General features: G+C 33.8%; 8 protein-coding genes. 2 read left to right on the top strand and 6 right to left on the bottom strand.

Going from position 1 to position 18,104, the window contains the following annotated elements; translation table 11 throughout:
• Position 1: 1 nt before the first annotated feature.
• From ACTJIW_RS17710 to ACTJIW_RS17700, 3 genes are all read right to left on the bottom strand, one after another.
• Positions 2–1,684 (bottom strand): restriction endonuclease subunit S, encoded by a 1,683-nt coding sequence (locus ACTJIW_RS17710; RefSeq protein WP_440715743.1) that lies wholly within the window; start codon positions 1,682–1,684, stop codon positions 2–4.
• Positions 1,685–3,061, bottom strand: coding sequence for an N-6 DNA methylase (locus ACTJIW_RS17705; RefSeq protein ID WP_440715744.1), 1,377 nt, complete (start codon positions 3,059–3,061; stop codon positions 1,685–1,687). It lies immediately after the preceding gene.
• Positions 3,062–3,631: 570 nt separating this feature from the next.
• Entirely contained in the window at positions 3,632–8,446 is a 4,815-nt protein-coding gene (locus ACTJIW_RS17700; RefSeq protein WP_440715745.1) for a DUF3883 domain-containing protein, read from the bottom strand.
• A 435-nt stretch (positions 8,447–8,881) separates the two neighbouring features.
• On the opposite strand from ACTJIW_RS17700, the gene ACTJIW_RS17695 reads away from it, so the two are divergent.
• Positions 8,882–11,509, top strand: a complete 2,628-nt coding sequence (locus ACTJIW_RS17695; protein WP_440715746.1) for a UvrD-helicase domain-containing protein — start codon at positions 8,882–8,884, stop codon at positions 11,507–11,509.
• A 25-nt stretch (positions 11,510–11,534) separates the two neighbouring features.
• Here the strand turns inward: ACTJIW_RS17695 and ACTJIW_RS17690 are convergent, their stop codons facing one another.
• The 3 genes from ACTJIW_RS17690 to ACTJIW_RS17680 all read right to left on the bottom strand — a co-directional run bounded on the left by ACTJIW_RS17690 (position 11,535) and on the right by ACTJIW_RS17680 (position 15,621).
• On the bottom strand, positions 11,535–13,520 hold the full coding sequence (locus ACTJIW_RS17690; RefSeq protein WP_440715747.1) for a tetratricopeptide repeat protein: 1,986 nt from the start codon (positions 13,518–13,520) through the stop codon (positions 11,535–11,537).
• Positions 13,521–13,982: 462 nt separating this feature from the next.
• Positions 13,983–15,212, bottom strand: coding sequence for a hypothetical protein (locus tag ACTJIW_RS17685; protein WP_440715748.1), 1,230 nt, complete (start codon positions 15,210–15,212; stop codon positions 13,983–13,985).
• Complete coding sequence (locus tag ACTJIW_RS17680; RefSeq protein WP_440715749.1) at positions 15,199–15,621, bottom strand: hypothetical protein; 423 nt, start codon at positions 15,619–15,621, stop codon at positions 15,199–15,201. The genes ACTJIW_RS17685 and ACTJIW_RS17680 overlap by 14 nt, the downstream gene beginning before the upstream one ends.
• A gap of 764 nt (positions 15,622–16,385) precedes the next feature.
• Here ACTJIW_RS17680 and ACTJIW_RS17675 point away from each other — a divergent pair.
• Complete coding sequence (locus tag ACTJIW_RS17675; RefSeq protein ID WP_440715750.1) at positions 16,386–17,489, top strand: hypothetical protein; 1,104 nt, start codon at positions 16,386–16,388, stop codon at positions 17,487–17,489.
• Positions 17,490–18,104: the final 615 nt, after the last annotated feature.

Genomic DNA, 18,104 nt, shown 5'->3' with positions numbered 1-18,104 from the left:
ATCAATTAATTTTATGATATAGTTTTCCAGCAACACTTTTTGAAACAAAAAAAGGTTCTGGTTCATCTTCATGAAGCTTTTTTTGAGCTAATTGTTGAAAAGCACCTGAAAAATCATCAAAATCCATACCTGGAATAATAGATTGAATTTCCTCAAATAAAGCTATTTTATCATCATTCGAAATATTCTTATCGCTAAATTTTTCAATTGCATATTTTTTTAATTCTGATATAATATTTTCTTTTGTGTTCTTCATAAAATGCTTTTTTTTAAATTGGACTTGGGCTTTCTTCGCTTCTTTCCGAATTTCCTCAATATTTTTTCTTTCCGAATTCACATAATCCAATAAATTATTTAATTGTTCACTTTCATCATCTAAATTTAGATCATGAATATTATATGCGTCAGTTAAAATTGATCTTTCCAATTTTTCAAGTTCTTCCAAGCCATTCATAAATTCTTCTGAAAGATTATTAACAAGATCGAATATTTGATCAATTTTACTAGATATAAAGCATTGTTCCTCATAGCTAGGAAGGCAAATATTAAATTTGCTTACAATTAAACTATTTAATGCTGACTGACTACTACTAGAACGACTATTAACTGATCCATTTCTAATCTCCTTGTATCGAAATTGCAAATAATAAAAAACAAATTTAGGATCGATATTATCATTAAGAGCTATAGAACATATATTTTGATTTGTGCACGCATCCAAATCTAATATTGCAACTTTACCTCTTGTTTTTCCCTCACCAATCATTGCCATCAAGATAGTACCTTTAGGCAAAATTTTTAAATTAGTATCTCGTAGTCCTAGTTCTGTTATTCTTTCTTTCGTTTTGGTTATTACAGTATCATTTAATTCTCCACTACTTACCCAAGGAATTTTTCCTCCCCAATACGCCTTAACTCCTCTTTTAGGAGTTGCTCCTACGCCAATTTTAGAAATATATTTAAGATTAGTCCAAATCCAATCACTCGGAATTTTAAATTCGGTTAAGTAATCAATATAATCCTCTTGATCTATTTTTTTATTCTTGGACGAAATTTTCCTGAACTGAGTAGATAATTCACCTGAAAAAGCTTTCTGTAAAGTCGATAGCTTAAAATTTTCAAAAGATTTACGCACATCAATATCTTTTTGAAAGCTAATATCTGTTTCACTTAGTGAATTCAATATATTCGATTGATGCAAATTTAAAATCGACAGACCTTTTTCAATTTTATTCTCTATATCTAAAACGATTTTTTCTTGATCACTTATTTTTAAATAAGGTACTTTTAATTCAAAGAAAATTTCTGGATCAACATGTGGAATGCTATTTCCTTTTGTATTTCCATTTATGTATACGAAATTACTTTTAATAAAATAGTACAAATATTTTTGTAAAAATCCAATCGGAGTAATACGCATTATAGTAGATCCTATAGCACCAAATACACCATTAAAACAAAGTCCGGAACGAGATCCGTCCCATACAACAAATATGTCTTGTTCATCACCAATATTACCTAATTCTTTATAGGTATATTCCCTAATCATACCTGTTTCTAAAGCATTAATATCTAAATATGGGACACTTCCCTCAAATATGTCTTTACTTAATACAGAAGGTTTAATACCTTTTTGGGTTATTATAATTTGCTTCAGACTAACTCTTCCTAATTGTTTTATCATTTATTTTGGAGATTTTAAAAGCTCTTTTAACGCATTTAGAGATTGTAATTGATCTTCATAACTTAATATTAATCTATCTACATAAAACATGGGATTCTCTAATTCCTCCGGTTTATAAATATTATTAAAGGACAAATCAAATCCTCTATTTATTATTTGCTCAAGAGTATACTTTTTAAATCTTTCTGTTTCAATCCTTTTACTACTACCATCATGGTTAGCACCATACGAATTTACAAAATCACCAAAATGTTTAGTATAATCCAATTGGCGTGAAGACTTATTTACATCATCAACATTTGTTCTCGCATCGTAAATCCATAAATCCCTCATAGATGTACCTTTATTTAAAAACACAACACAAGCTTTAACACCTGCAGCATAAGGATTAAAGGTACCTTTCGGCAACTTCAATATAGTGTGTAAATTACATGATCCGCTTTCAATAATATTTTTCCACACCTCCTTTGCTTTACTATCGGTTAAACTACTGTCGGGTAAAACAATTGCAGCTCTCCCATCTTTCGATAAGACCTCATAAATGTGTTGAATAAAATTAATTTGGATATTGCTAGTATGTACTTTAAACTTTCTGTTTTTTGGAGCACCGCTTACCCCCCTTGTTCCGAATGGAGGATTCGTAATTATACAGTCAAATTTATAATCATGTTTAACCGTTTCATAAATAGAATCTCCCAAATCTAATTTTGGACTGACACCATGTAAAAATAGATTCATCAAAGCCAATCGATAAGGTCTTACAACTAGTTCTTGTCCGTAATAAGACTTATCTTTAATTCTTTCCCATTTTTCTTTATCAATATTTTTTTTTGCCCAATCTATTGCCATTGTTAAAAAACCTGCAGTTCCACATGCTACATCTGAAATCTTATAATCTCTTTTCTCTAGCGGATTTGGTTTTACTACATTAACAATAGCTTCAATTAACGGTCTAGGAGTAAAAAATTGTCCTGCTCCCTTTTTGCCTTCATTTGCAATTTTTTCAAGTAATCCTTCAAATGCCTCTCCTTGGACATCTTTTCCTAATTCAGTCCAACCTATTGATTCAATGCCTTCAATAATTTTTTTTAAGCTCGATGGGTTCTTAATTTTGGCTATTGGTTCTTGAAAAATTAACCCTAAAATACCTTCTTCATTTTTTAGTCTAAGTAGAACTTGTTCATAAAAATCTTTTAATTCTTCCCCCTCTCTTGCAAGTAAATTTCTCCATTGACAGTCATCAGGTACAGAGACTCCGCTTTCATCTGCCATTTTTAAAAACAGCAAGTATGTAAGTTGTTCTATATAGTCAGCATTATCAACCCCATCATGCCTAAGTATGTGACAAAAAGACCAAAGTTTCGCTGTTATATCCATTAAAATAGTGATAATAAAAATATTATAATAAAGTCCAAAGTAAAGTAAAAATCGTTACTATAGGCGAAGATAACGCAATTTTATTAATACATCACATTATTCAAAAAACTCGTAGTCATGGTAAAGTAATTCGTTAACCTTTTTTCTGCAAAAAAAAAGCATCTAAAAATTTTTAAATCATTCACCTTCTAAAAAAAAAGATTAAAAAATAGGGTTACATTTTTTCTTGCTTGACTTCTTCTCTGATTTTTATTAGCAGACACATTTAATATAGAGTAAAGATTTAGGTTTTCAAAACATTTCTCAAGCAATACTCTTATTAATAGTTGTATAGTGTCTTTGCGATTTTTTTTAAGGACTGTTTTAAGAACAAATATTGAATATTTTCAGTCAAAATAGACTTCGATCACACCTCCTTCTTCTAGCGTTATTACATCGTATGTTATCCTTCGAGATACATAGTACTCAGGCTTATTTATCGTGAGACTCAATTTGTTTTTTCTTTTTTTTTCTCTACAATTAAAACTGATCGCATTCTTTCAATAAACTTGTATTTTTACCCCTTATTTATTACTTCAGCTTTTTAAATTTGAGAATAAAATTGTCATTTACCACTGTAAAGAGCTCATTATCGTTAAACGATTTTCCTTTATAATCAAACAAGCCCTGTATTCTCTCGATTTTCATTTCTGATATGTTTTCAATATTTCTGACCAGAAATACCTCATAGCTCTTTTTTAACCTTTCTCCGGTCTTAACTTCATTGGATGTTATATGAAATGCATCTTCCCATCCGACCACTTTTACTTCCACGTTTCTTGAATGTTTTGCGCCTTTCGGCAGATATATCATATCATATCCCAAACCGTCCACACCATCCAGATTTACACCGCAGTCCTTGGCATAGCCCGAAACCCATTTCACATCGGATTTCTTTTCGCTGATCTCTAAAAGGTGCTTGTAAACAAGATATTCTCCCAGAAAACCAATCTCTTCTTTAGGCTTTTTAGGACTCATTCCCCTCGTCCCTGTCTTTGATGAGGAACTGCTTTTTCCATCGGTGAAGTCTTTTCTAGCAATTTTTACATTAGCAAAGCCTATTTTTTTTATTTCTTCATCCGATAACAAACTGTCTATCTGGCTCTTTAAATCTGACAGGTCGTCATAAAAAATAGGTTCGCTTCCAAAAATAATTCTTTTGGATTTTGATGTGCTTGGATTTGAATCTTGACCTGCAGCAATATTTTTTCCAAGCCACGCCGCAAAAGATTCTTCAATGTGATCAAATTCATTTTCAAAAAACAGCAGAGACTGCATGAGGTTGCTCTCTTGTATGAATTGATTGAAAAGCTTTTTGTCAAGTTCAGATGTCTTTACTGCCTCCCATAACTTTTCGATATTTTCAGCATATAAAGCGCTCCAGTCAATTTCCTTGCTCTCAGCGCTTAAATCAATTTCAAATAATGTAATGACAGCCTTATGCAAATCTGTAATTACATCAAAATCGACTTCATTATATGGCTCGGGAACCAGTCTTAAGTATGCGCTGCTGATTTCCAAAAACTTTTCCCTGGGAAACCTGCCGGCCAGACATTGGGCATATAAGATGCTTTTAAAATTTTCTAAATTAGCATTGACCGCATCTTTAAAGCTGATTTCATAAAGTTGTGAAATATTGATGGATGGATAATGGAACATATTGAACTGGGAAATTGTAATGCCGGTGCTTTTAAATAAATTAATAATAAGATCAGAACTTACTTCTTCGTTAAGGTCCTGATAATTGATAGAATCTATGCTGTTTACTATTAGTTCTGTTTTTTTTGGAAAAAGCATTAGTAATGCTTCCAATATCCCCTGATCTGTATCGGTCTTCAACTTCAATGTCTTGCTTTTAAAACACTTCACAAAAGCTTTCCAAAAGTCAATTTTTGGATTGCTGATTATCCCTAATTTTTTTCTTGCATCGCTGAGTTTTTCCAAATTGATATCATCGGTTTCTGATCGCAATAATTCATCCCTTACCGAAGCGCTTTTGGAGAATAATTCTCTGATCTGAAGCCTTTGGGCATCAACATCCAATATCGCCGAGAAGACTTCAGCAACTGTTGAACAGAAAAAAATGCTCTCTTTCAGATCAATGATTTCGCTAAAAAACACTGGTGCTTTAATGAAAATTACATTTCTTTTCTTGATGTATAAATACTCAAAATCATCAAGCTCAAATAATTTCTGCTGGCCTGAGACAGTTAATTCCGCTTTTAGATCAGTTACTAATTGGAACTTCGTGTTTTTGATTATATTCTTTTCATTCCCGCTGTCCTGCTCTTTCCTAAGTACATAAACGTAAGGTTTGAAGTTTTCAATCTCCTGCTCAAATTTTGGATTTAAGTCATGTACCTGCGGTATCCCGTCGACGTTAAGTTCAAAATCATCTAATGGTTTGACACCAAATATTTTCCTTATTTTATCCTTGCTTCTTCGTCTCTCGATTTCAATGGTATTGAATTGTCTTATTACAGACTCGCCATATCTTTTGTCATTGACATAGTAAACCTCATTTAACGGATAATGCTTACCGTCTTTGCAGAAAACCCTTCCCGAAGACATATATGTTCTATGCGCTTCATCATAACGGCTTACTTTTAAAAGAGATTTTTCATCATAGTTAATGGCAATCTGATTATAGATCGTTTTTGCCTTTTTCCCTGACGGGTCGATTTCTGGCAGTTTTTGCAGTATCGTATAAATCATCTCAGCAGAAAGCGAGCTTATGACTTTGTGCACTCCTGCTAAACTTAATATATAATCCACCTTTTCCCTTTGAACCTGCTTTGACTTAAGGACGTCATAATCTACTTTAGGCCTTTCAATCAAACCACTGAAATCTTCATTGATGTAAGCGGCTGAAGAACATTTTGAAGGCTCGCATTTAATATTGCTTTCTGTCTGCAGCCAGCTGGAATTTTCCAGTTTCCACTTGATATATGAGGGCATTAAATTTGATTTTATATATCGCAATTTGACTTGCTTATAAAACTTAAGGCTGATAGAACTGGAATCAGGTTCTCTATTTTTTTCGATGGAATTATAAATTTCATCATCTTTGTCAAGTAGATTTATGATGGATTCAGAACTGTTATGCTTCAGGATATTATCAAAATCATCAATAGACAAAACGCTTATTGCTCCGTAGCCTCCTGTCAGTTCGTTCTTAAAACCTTCATAGCCATTTTTAAAATTGTAGCCGCCGGCAAGGTTTCTGTAATTGAAATTTTTCATTACATAGTCTGCGTATTCCACGTTAGCCCTGACTTTAATTTTTCTGGGCCAGTGTGCCGCACCCAGCCATTCCAAATAGTTTTTCCATAGGGCGGCATCATTGCTGCTTATGTCAAATTTCTGTTGGGAGGCTATTAATTTTGTTTTATCATAACTGTAGATCTCCTCGGCCAGCGGATTACCGTATTCCCTTCCGAAATATAGCTCGTCAGCCACTCTTATTTTATTTTTTTTATTGATAAGATTCACAGCGGTGCCTTCCCAGTTCGAGTCTCTCCTTGGTTCGAGTTTGTACATGCTGAAAAGTGTTTTATGCAGACTTTTTATATCTTGCGCCGAGGTGTTCTCACCCTGTGAGTAATGTAATATTACTGCTTCGACAACTTCGTTAAAACTAAATTCCTTAAGCTTGTATTTCGAGAGAGCTGCCGCAAGATTCTCGAAATCTTGGCATTCGCAGACTTTCATCAGTTCTTCTGCAAGATCATTACTGATTATCTGAATTCCCAGATCCGGCGGAAGAGTGTATTTTATTCCTTGGTTGGGCAGAAATAGCGGTTCGCCAAAAGACAGCAATTTTTTTTCATTATCAAAGAACAAACCATCAGTTTTGAGCAGATCAGTATCTTGGTAAATATAATTGCTTATGGATTTTATCAAGCAGGAATAATCGCGAAGTCCTATACTGTTTTTTTGGGAGGAAATACTGGAAATCACCCCTTCCGCATTATAGTATTCGTATCCCAATTTGCTCAAAAAATCCAAAACAAATGCATCTTCCGTATAAAGCAGAAGATCAGGGTAGCGATCTGGATCCAAGTATTGCGGAATGATTTCTTCAGCAAAATAAACCGGTTTGTTTTCATCATCCCATTTTATATACTGATTGCTTGTAACAGGAAAAATATTCTTATCCTTGGCAAGACTCATAATGCTGTTTTTTAAATCTTTATTATCGGAAAGGTGATTTAAAGACTGGAAATCGGCCCCCAGAAAAAGTACTGCTTTATAATTAAAATCATCTTCTATTTGTGCAATTTGCTCAGAAGCTTCCGCTAACAGAGATGGTAGCAAAGCGGTTAGCCTTCTATTATAATGCTCACCGTCATCAATTATAAGGTTTCTGTCAGCATTCAGTTCAAATGATCCGTGGATGATTCCTTTGCATTGGATTGGCACTTTTGTTCTGAAGTAGGAATAGACCACATCTTTAGTATGGGCAAAGTCATTCTGCCATGCAACGCTTAAATGGTAATCTCTTTTAATATCTTCAAATCTGCCTTCCAAATTATAAATATTCCAGACGCTTTCAGTGGTGTTATTCTCTTCTTCATTAGTAATCTTTATTATCCCGGCCGATAAATGTTCTTTTTTAAAACTGTATTTTACTCCGTTTATGTCTATATAAATTGAGGCAAGATTGTTTAGGAACAATAATACTTCACAATCAATGTCCTGTTCCAATTGTTTTATGACCTGCTCGACTGCATTGTCCAGCAAATCAATTTGAATGATGGTGTCAAAATCTTCCTTGCCCTCAAAATAGTCAACTACCGCGCCTTCCGCCTTTGGACATACCAGGGTTGAAATAGGGAATTCTTCGTCATTTTTTAATTTATCAAAAGCTCTCTTAAATTTCTGGTCCTGCAAAAGTTCTTTTAGCACTTTTCTGCTGTAATCTTTTGAGAATCCCACACATAAGTCATGACTGTCAATAGTAACCTTTTTTGCCCAGCTTAAAATGGAACGGAACCCTAATCCTTTTTTGCCGATCTGGCCTTCCATAGCCTGTTTTGGACTTAAATGGCTGTGAAAAATAGAATTTAGCCCTTCTTCCGAGAAACCATATCCTGTATTGGCTATGATTAATTTTTTGCCCAGCAGTCTAATTAGGATTTTCTTTTCCCCTTTTGCTTCACAGGCAGCATCATCAGCATTCTGCAGCATTTCCAAGAGCTGCCTGTTGTTATAGTTTTTAACATTTTCTTCTTCACCATTAAATTCAGCAAACATTCTGCTTGGACTCAGCAAATAAACTTTTTTGGTCACATGCAGGTGATTCTTCGCTATTTCCTGTATTGATATGCTTGTCTCTTTTTCCATTCGAATTATTTAAAAAATGTTTTTTATGAATTAGATATATAATTTACTACCACGCAATTCCTACATAAAAAAACCTAAAACAAATATTGAAATTTATTTTAAAGTATTTTTACGGAAAACCATAACCGACCTGCAGCTCTCAAAAATATTAAGTATTGTATGAACATTAGCAGGTACTTTTGCGCGTTTATTTAATAATTCCCTTATTTAAGAGCTTGTCATTACTTTTCTGATCATCTATGAGAAATTCAGACTTTATAATATCAAAGTTTTCTTATTTATTTGTAGTTTAGGCAAATATTTAAAAAATAACTGTTTCTTTAGCATGGTTAAACAATGCAGTTTTATTTCCGGTCTAAAAAAAGAAAATAAAATACAATCAATCAAATGAACGGCACAGGCAGTTTTATATTATTTTGTTTATTTCTTATAACATTGATAATAGTCTATAAGAATCTACAGGAAAAAAGACGCATTAGAGAAAAAATAGAAGAAGAACGTCTCAGGCTGCTGGAGCTGGAAAGACAGGATTTTTTTGATTTCTACAAAACAAATTTAAAGTCCCTTGAAAATGCCAATCAGATATTTCGTAAGCTGCTTAACTTAAAAACAGGTTACTTTACACACTATCAATGGACACTCTGGAGTACTAAAACACAAGGCAGGTTTAATGAAATAAAGGCAAAACGGCATCGCGATATTGGCCTGAACGAAAATGAGGTTTCAACTATTGATGCTTTTTGCCTCTACTGTACCCAGGGCGGCAGTTTGCGTGATGAATTCAATCAGAAGTTTGTAAAAGAAGAACTCAAAAATTACAGCCGTTTTTTTGACACTATCGAAGGCCGTAAATTGGATCTGCAGCAGAGAACATCAGTCGTGACCGATGAGCAGAACAATATTGTCATTGCCGGAGCAGGATCAGGAAAAACCACTACAATTGTTGGGAAGGTTAACTACATCATTGACCGCTATAAAATCAAACCCGAAGAGATACTTCTTATCTCCTTTACAAACAAGTCGGCTTCAACTTTAGCCGGGAGAATAAACATAGAAGGCGTGGAAGCAAAAACATTCCACAAGTTTGGCAAAGATATCATCGTCGCATGTGAAGGAAAACAGCCCAGCATTTTTGATGAATCGCAGTTCAAGCCGCTAATTACCAGATATTTTAAGGATTTAATTGCCGATCCCGCATATCTGCAAAAAGTAACGCAGTATTTTTTGGACTTTCTTAAACCTATTAAATCGCAGTTTGATTTTGAAAACAAAGGTGATTACATACAATATTTAAAAGATCAGAATTTCAGGAGCTACAAGCAGATCGAAATTAATACAAAGGGAAAAATTACCTATAAAATGGAAGTGGTTAAGAGCATTGAAGAATGCAAAATAGCCAACTTTTTGCTATTCAATGATATTGATTATCAATATGAATATCCTTATGAGCATAATACTGCCAATGAAACATACAGGCAGTACAAGCCAGATTTTACGATAATTCAAAATGGAAAAAAAGTCTATCTGGAACATTTCGGCATTTCAAGAAACGGTTCGGTTCCTAAATGGTTCACGGCAGATGCACACCGCACAGCAACGCAAAAATATCAGGATGACATGAAATGGAAGCGCGAGCTTCACAAAAACAATAAAACCACTTTAATTGAAAGCTACAGCTATGAAATGAGTGAAAACATTTTGTACCGCAATTTAAGGACAAATCTGCAGGCAGCCGGAATAATCTTAAAACCCATGGCGCCTGAAAAAATCTGGGAAATCATCACCAGGGCCGCCAATGATGAAGTAAACGGCTTCATTACACTATTTGGTACCTTCATTACCTTATTAAAATCAAATAATTATTCCATTGCAGGTCTGCTGACTAAGAATAAATCCGAAAAAGTTGTTTTTTCCAGAAACAGAAATCAGCTTTTTATTGAAATCATTAAACCTATTTTTGAGCTTTATGAAAATTATCTCAAAGACAGAAATGAAATTGACTTTAGCGATATGATCAACAAAGCATCGGCTTATATTTCGAAAGGCATATTCAGCAAAAAATACAGCTATGTAATCATTGATGAATTCCAGGATATTTCGATTGGAAGATATCAGCTGGTAAAAGCTGTTAAAAAGAATAATCCTTTCTGCAAACTTTTCTGTGTCGGAGATGACTGGCAATCCATTTACCGCTTTACAGGCAGTGATATTGCACTTTTCAAAGAGTTTGAAAAATATTTTGGCTTCACTGTAAAAAGCAAAATTGAGACGACCTACCGTTTCAATAATCCTCTGATAGAAATGTCCAGCGGCTTTATTCAAAAAAATCCGAACCAGACTCAGAAAAAACTAAACTCTGGAATACCAGCCCAGAATACCAATTATAAAATACGCTACTCCAATTCAGCCTACCAGGACGATACGGACGCCATAGTGGAAATATTTAGGGAACTTCTCATTTCTGATCAGTCAGTTTCAAAAAAAGAAATATTGATTCTGGGAAGGTATAGTTTTGATATCGACAGAATAAAAAATGAAAATGCTTTATTGAAAATCGACAGGGCAAGCTCCAAAATAACTTGCAGCATGTCTTTGGATTCGGGGTTGATACAAAAAATAGAAGCGCAGTTTATGACCGTTCATAAGTCCAAAGGACTCGAAGCAGATATTATAATAGTATTGAACTGCAACTCAGGAAAATTTGGCTTTCCTTCTGAAATGTCAGATGATCCGGTACTTAACCTGCTATTGAGCAATGCGGACCAATTTGAAAATGGAGAAGAAAGACGCTTGTTCTATGTAGCGATGACCAGGGCAAAAGACCAGGTCTATTTTGTGGCTGACAGCTACAATAAATCAAAGTTTATAACCGAGCTTGAGGTAAAGACCGGACTCTCGCCGAACAAAAAATGTCCGAATTGTAAAACTGCGGATATTGTTGTGAGGAAGACCGGTACTGCCAGTAACGGAAACACATATAAATTCTTTGGATGCAGCAATTATCTATTTGGCTGTGAATATACCACCACAGAATGGACCAACTACAACAAACTCTATTTCTAATTTAATTGTTCTCTGTAAATAAAAGCTATAATAATTTTATCTTATTTAATGTAGCTTCATATACTTTTTCCCTAAATTTATCCAGCCAGTTTTCAGATAGAATATCTTTTGGGTCAACAGTCTTGAAATTAAGCTTTCCTGTTATGTACCCCAGTTGGCTTGAAAATTCGCGTATTGCGACATGGGGAAAGTCCATGATTAAATTAACTGTAGCTTCCATTTTATCCTGCTCGGTAAGATCTTCTTTTACAGTCAGCAGGGAGATTAGGTTCGCCAGTCCAGCAAGGCAGTCCAGAATATTGGATCCAATTGCATTCGCATCGCCTCCTTTTTCATAAACCAAGACAGCGGAACTGAAGCTCCTAGCAGCCATTAATTCGAAAATTTCTAAAAATTCTTTCCCCGGATAGTAGTGTGCGCTTACCAAGTGGCTGCTGTAACGGCTTTGCGGAAAATCAGTTCTGAACTGCCTGTACTTATCGTAATGAATTAAAAAAACAAGATAGTCGCTAAGCAGGACATTGCTCTGGCTAAGATTTTCTAATGTAGCCATTTGCAGTATATCCAAGTGTTTCTGCAGATAGTTCAGCACATTTTCATTATCAGCTCCAGACTGAATTTTTATTAAATAATAAAGACACTTGAAATTTCCATCAAGTTCCAATCTGAAAGAAAAGAAATCCTGTGCTTTACATTTAAATGCTTCATCATCATTCCAGTGCAATGCCAAAAAATCAGTCTTAAAATCCAGCATCGCAAGATTTTCTGGATCAATAGCTAAACCTTTATCTATGAAATAAAGTACCTCTTTGTCATTTCCTAATTTCTTGTGGGCCTGCGCAATCCAAAAATAACCGAACGGGAAATTAAGAATCATGCTTTTCTCCGCCCCTTCCAAAGCCTGCATCATCAGATCAAGCCCCTCTTCATTTTTATTATATACAAAAGAAAGGGTCGCGCCTTTACTGAAAAGCGCCTCTTCCAATTTTGGTTTTAGCTTTAAAGCTTTATCATAACAGCTTATTTCCTTTTCATGGTCACGGAACTCATAATAGCATGAGCCTAGATTTTTCCATGCTTCTGCATGATTGGGATCTATTGCAAGTCCTTTTTCATAAATTGCAGCTGCTTGCGGGTACTCATTAAGATACCGCAGCGCATTGGCATAATTAAACCAGAAGCTCGCAGTGCTGTTGTTCTCTTCCATATGAGAGGAAAACAGCTTTTTTGCCTCTAATGACCTTGCTTTATTTTTATTGCTTATACCGTCCTCAGCAAGTATGCAGGCCTTGGTTAGGTACTGTCCTGTAGATCCCGATAACGATATAGCCTTGTTGATATTGTCCAGTGCCTCCTGATAGCGATAAAGCATGTACAAACTGTGGGCAAGTCCCTCAAGCAGTGGAATTTCAGAGCCGGACTTACATTCTTCAGAAAGCGTCTTTTTAAAATAGAATGCCGCATCTTCAAATTTTGATCCATAGTAATTATTCCACGCCAAAACTTCTGCATTGGACATCTCCTGATATTCTAAATTCCCGATTCCGTCAACGAAAGTTTTTATACTGAACCTTTTTTGCACATGAGACGTTACTTCCTCCCATTTTATTTCGCTGAGTTTATTTTTTTTTGGAATGTTTATTCTTAGGGTTTTGTTCTCACTTGTGAGATCAATCTTAAGCTCATCAAACCAAAGATAATAAGCCTCATTCTCCGCATTAACATAAGCAATAATCAGAACGGGTTCTAATCGTGTATTATACAATCGTAATGTACGATATTTTATAGAGATTACTGCTGAATTTTCATGGTTTTCAATCTTTTTCGATTTCATCTGAATGGAAAAATTAAGACCGGTTACCTGCCCATTGAGTACAATATTAGCAGTATAATCAATCCCGTAATCAAAATCAGGCTTATCTAAAAACCATTCATCAGGAAGCTGGGAATTTAAAAATATATTAGATCTGTTTTCCAAAACATGGGTGAAATATCTTTCGGGTTTGTCCATTAGTAAAATGCAGCCGTACTGCAGCAATTAAATAAATTGTATAAAAAAAATCTCTTATCAACACCATCAGAAACCTCGTCCAAGACATTGGTTTCAATCAAAGTCAAGCTTTTCAATCACTATCATGTGATTATCTTCTAGCACGTAATCAAATATATCAAGATTTTTCCATTATATCTTCGTTTTGCCACTAGCAATCACACAAAGTGCGATATGATACGACTTAAATACATCCTTGATCTAACATGCTTTCAGCTCTGTATTTTTTTAGTTTTCATCTTCTTTAATTCCTCTTAAATACTAGTGCTATAATAATTTAAAATCACATTTGAACCACGATAGAATTTTAAATCTTTCGCTTTTCGGTATTAATTGGGAAACTCACCTGACTTTGGAGGTCCTGATTGTAATACATTTATTTCAGTGATATCCTATTTTAAATAAAAACCTAAATCCATATAGTTAGTTAAGATTTGAAAATTTCAATGTATATTGGACAGTTGCTCCCAGATAGCTCATCTTTCCTCCATCAACTAATTTATTGTATTGTATCGGAAGTCCTATTCGAAATTGTGCTATAGGCGAAATTAGAATGTCTGTAAATATTGTCAATACTTGTGCACGCATAATACCGTCTTCAATTAAGAGGTAATTGTCCTCTTGTGTTGTCTTCAATTCCCAGTTTGCACCTAATATTATTGACGGAATAAATAAACTTTTTTTGTAATTTTCATTGATTTTCAGCTTCTCTTCGCTAAGAAATGAAGCTAAACGTTTGGACAGAGAAAAGGAAAAACCATTATAATCAATTTTATCGCTTTCCTTACTTGCATTTTTTCGGGAGTTAATATAATTATAAGCGCCGGCTAAGTTTACACTGCCTCTGTCATAACTGTAACTAATAGTTGCACTGTATACATTTGCTTTATTGCCATAGTAGTTTATGGATTCAAAATCATTAGCGGTACCTTTTGCTGAAAAAATTGAAAAGAATTGTGTATTAAACCCTATTGACCATTTTACTACATGATGAGCCCGAAGCTCATCATACCTTAGCAATAAAGCATCCAAAGTATTTTTTTTGAACTCCTTATTTTGTTTGTCGTTTTCTTGTTTGGCCTTTTCCACAGCCTTTGCATACGGTATGTCAACTAAAGCCACTGTTAAAATTTTCTTCATCTCATCAGTGTTTTGTGAACTGTTAATACTATCTCGACGTTTTGAAAATAGTGACTCATCAGCAACAATTGGTACTGGTGCTGCTCGCTGATCATTATATACTTTATCTAAGATTTCAATTGCTCTTCCAGAGCGCGGGTCTGAATAGTCTCCCCCAAAACCGATTCCAAACGTAGTGATATCTTTCTTTTGCACCACATTAAATTTAATGGAATTTAACAGGTTATTTGATTTATCAAGTAGTTTAAAAGGCTGGAAATTAATTTTTTGGATCTGATCCTTATCTGTAAAAGAAAAATTTGCGGCAGCTAATTCATAAATAGAAAGGTCAATATCATTGAATAAACTGACTTGTGAAGTTCTACCCCCTGCAAAATCGCTTATAAATCTGTCTGATACATTGGGTTTATCAATTCTAATATCAGTGGATGCACCTGTTTTGGTTTGGCATATTCCCTTGTACATACTGATGATGCCAATTGCCATTAATAGCAGAAGTCTATTGTAAATCATACTTAAGGATTTGGTCGTTGTAAATCTCTCCCTTCTCTATCTTTTTGACATCTGTATCATCTTTGGGCAATACCCGAACCGACGTTTTTTCCGTAGCATTGGAAATAATTATTCTTAAATTCTCAATTTTAGTTATGGCCTGAACACCAAAAAAGAGATTCAGTTTCGTTCCTTTAACAAACTTACCGATTTCAACTGTAATTTCCCCATCAGTATCAGCAATCATTTTGCTTATCAATTGATGCATCTCTCCTCCTGGAATCTGTCCTGCTAATTGAAAAAGATTGCATGCTGAATTCTTATTCCACAGTACAGAAAAGTAGTATGTGCAAATCGAATCTGTCAGCTCAAGAGCTCCATTATTTTTTTTCCCTTTGTTTTTCGAACTGAAAATTTTTACTATTGGCATAATTTCTAGTTTTATATTTGGTTGATCAAAAAAGTTATAATTCAATAAATTCTTTCAAAAGTTTTTACCTCTGTAAAGAAGTATTGTTATTAAAAATAACCTTCAAATACATTGTCTTGTCATTGCCAGCCGCCATTATTAGTCAAACATCTTATAGAACGATTCGGAAAGACTTATATATACGGTTGAACCACTTCACTATTTATCCGTAAGAGTAATTAGAAAACACTAAAAATAATTAATGGGATTATTTTGAATTAATAGTTAGATATTCAATAGAGATTAAGATCATTCGAACACAAGCAAGCCTTTTTTACCATCTGTCTTTCTGCACATTAACTACAAATACAGAGTAAAGTAAATCTAATTATTGATAATAAAAACAGGTATAAATACCTGTTTTTATTAATCTAAAATAATTGAGTTGCCATCAAATATGCATGTAAAATTTATGGACGCTAAATTCAAAATGCTATGAAAATAATCGATAAGAATAAACTAAATTCTTAACTTAGGTTGATTTATTATTTTGAAATATTTCTTGCCCATCGTTACATTTTAAAATCCAAACAAGCAGTTACTATTGAAGACATTTTAAATTGTACAGACATTCAATATAACATTAATGACTGGTCTAAACAAAATTAGGCAAACTGAGAAAAGAAAGTGTAGCTTTAAATATTTATACTATAATTACAAATATGAAATTGCATCTTACGCTTTTTCTAAACTTTATAAAAAAGATTATGTCAAAATCTACACGTATGAGAAAGCAACATCACTATATTACCGCGTTAGTCTTCTCTATATTTGTTTCAGCTTCAGGTCAATCTATCTCAGAATCTAAGAAAGGGATTACTGAGATAAGTCCGCAGAGAAAAGGAACAGATAATGTTAAGATTCAATTGACTGACGCACCGAAACCCATCGAGCCAACTGCCAAAATTATTATTGTAAAAGAAAAAGAATCAGCTAACAATCTTGGCAAGTTACTGCCTTTGATTTCTACATTAACTGGATTAATCATAGGTTTCCTGCTGAATAGATTTTACGAAAGGTACACAAATAGAAAGAAAATCCAAAAAAGCGGAAAAAGATGGAACATTGAACTAAAAACTCTAGAAGAGCCGATAAAGCATCAGATCAAATCTATAGAAGAGTTTAAGCTGAGCGTTGCTAAAAGAGAATGGAGCTACGATCCTCTGGAATTAATGACCACCATTAACAGCGAGCGATTTTCGTCACTTGATAAAAATGATTTTATGGATTATTTAGACTATAATAGCAAATTTCCATGGTATCAGCGGCTTTTTACTAGCGATGCCAAAATTGATGAACAGTATAATAAAGCAGCAAAGATTTCAAATCACATACATGGCTTCATTGATGTGCTGAGCCATAACTTTCAGCACCTAAATAATAAATGGGACGAATTTCAAGATGGAATTTCGGAAAATACAAAAAAATTAAGTCAGGATATGGATACGTTAAATATTCAGATCAATATTTTAAAGTACCTGATTGCAAACGATACTCAGAATTTATACACCAGTGTAGAGTACAAACGTTTTTTCGATTTATATTTTCGATTTATTTCACACTTAAATCAAAATCCAAAGTATAATATGCACAAGATACGGGAGGATTTTTTAGACCCTGCAATGACGGAATTGGGCAAACTTTCAAAGGACAACCGCATACTACAGACAGCATCGGCCATTTCTATTTTATACACTGATCTGCGTGCTATAAATTCGGAAAAAGATTATGTGCTGGAAAACATGACAGAATTGATTTCCCGTTATCATAAATCTCTTGAAGCACTTGCCAATATCATTGAAAAGCTCGACGAAAAAAGTGTCAGATAGCAATATGGACTTTATTAGAGTTGCCTTCAATCTAGACACAATTACTAAACCAATATCTAAAAACTCTAGGATTGAAACTGTATTACTCTCACCATTAGTCATACATAGAAAAAACTAAAATCATCATCAAATTTTAACTTGAATAGTTTAACGATAATTGTTTAATATAAAATAGCCAAAATAGAATACTATAGATTACTTTTTCATTATATAATTTGTTTTGACATATACTTTACCAAATCAGAAAATTAAACTTTTAACGCTTTTACATTGACCCCCTACGATACATCTAAACCGCTGATGATTTAAAATACAAAATAATTATCTTACAAATTCACTTGAAAATAAGCTAATTTCTTTAAATCATGCATAAAATTTATGTGAATTTGTATCGTTGAGGTCACTCTACGATACATTAAAAACAGTCTATATTTCAATTTAAAACTAGTGCTTTAAGCGAAAAGAGTTTTAAAATGTTAGTTCCAAATATGGATTAAACTAGAAAATGTCATAATATTATTGCTCTGAGTTTTGTGGCAGAATCGTGGCACAGCGGTATTTCAAAAATTAAGAATCCAGCAAAATCAAGGTCTAAGAAGCTTAGGTTCGAAACTG

Origin of the sequence: Flavobacterium sp. 22659 (assembly GCF_052044235.1) — a bacterium.
Classification (GTDB): Bacteria; Bacteroidota; Bacteroidia; order Flavobacteriales; family Flavobacteriaceae; genus Flavobacterium; species Flavobacterium johnsoniae.
Note: the sequence above shows the minus strand (reverse complement) of the source record. Positions and strands in the feature narration are given on the sequence as shown.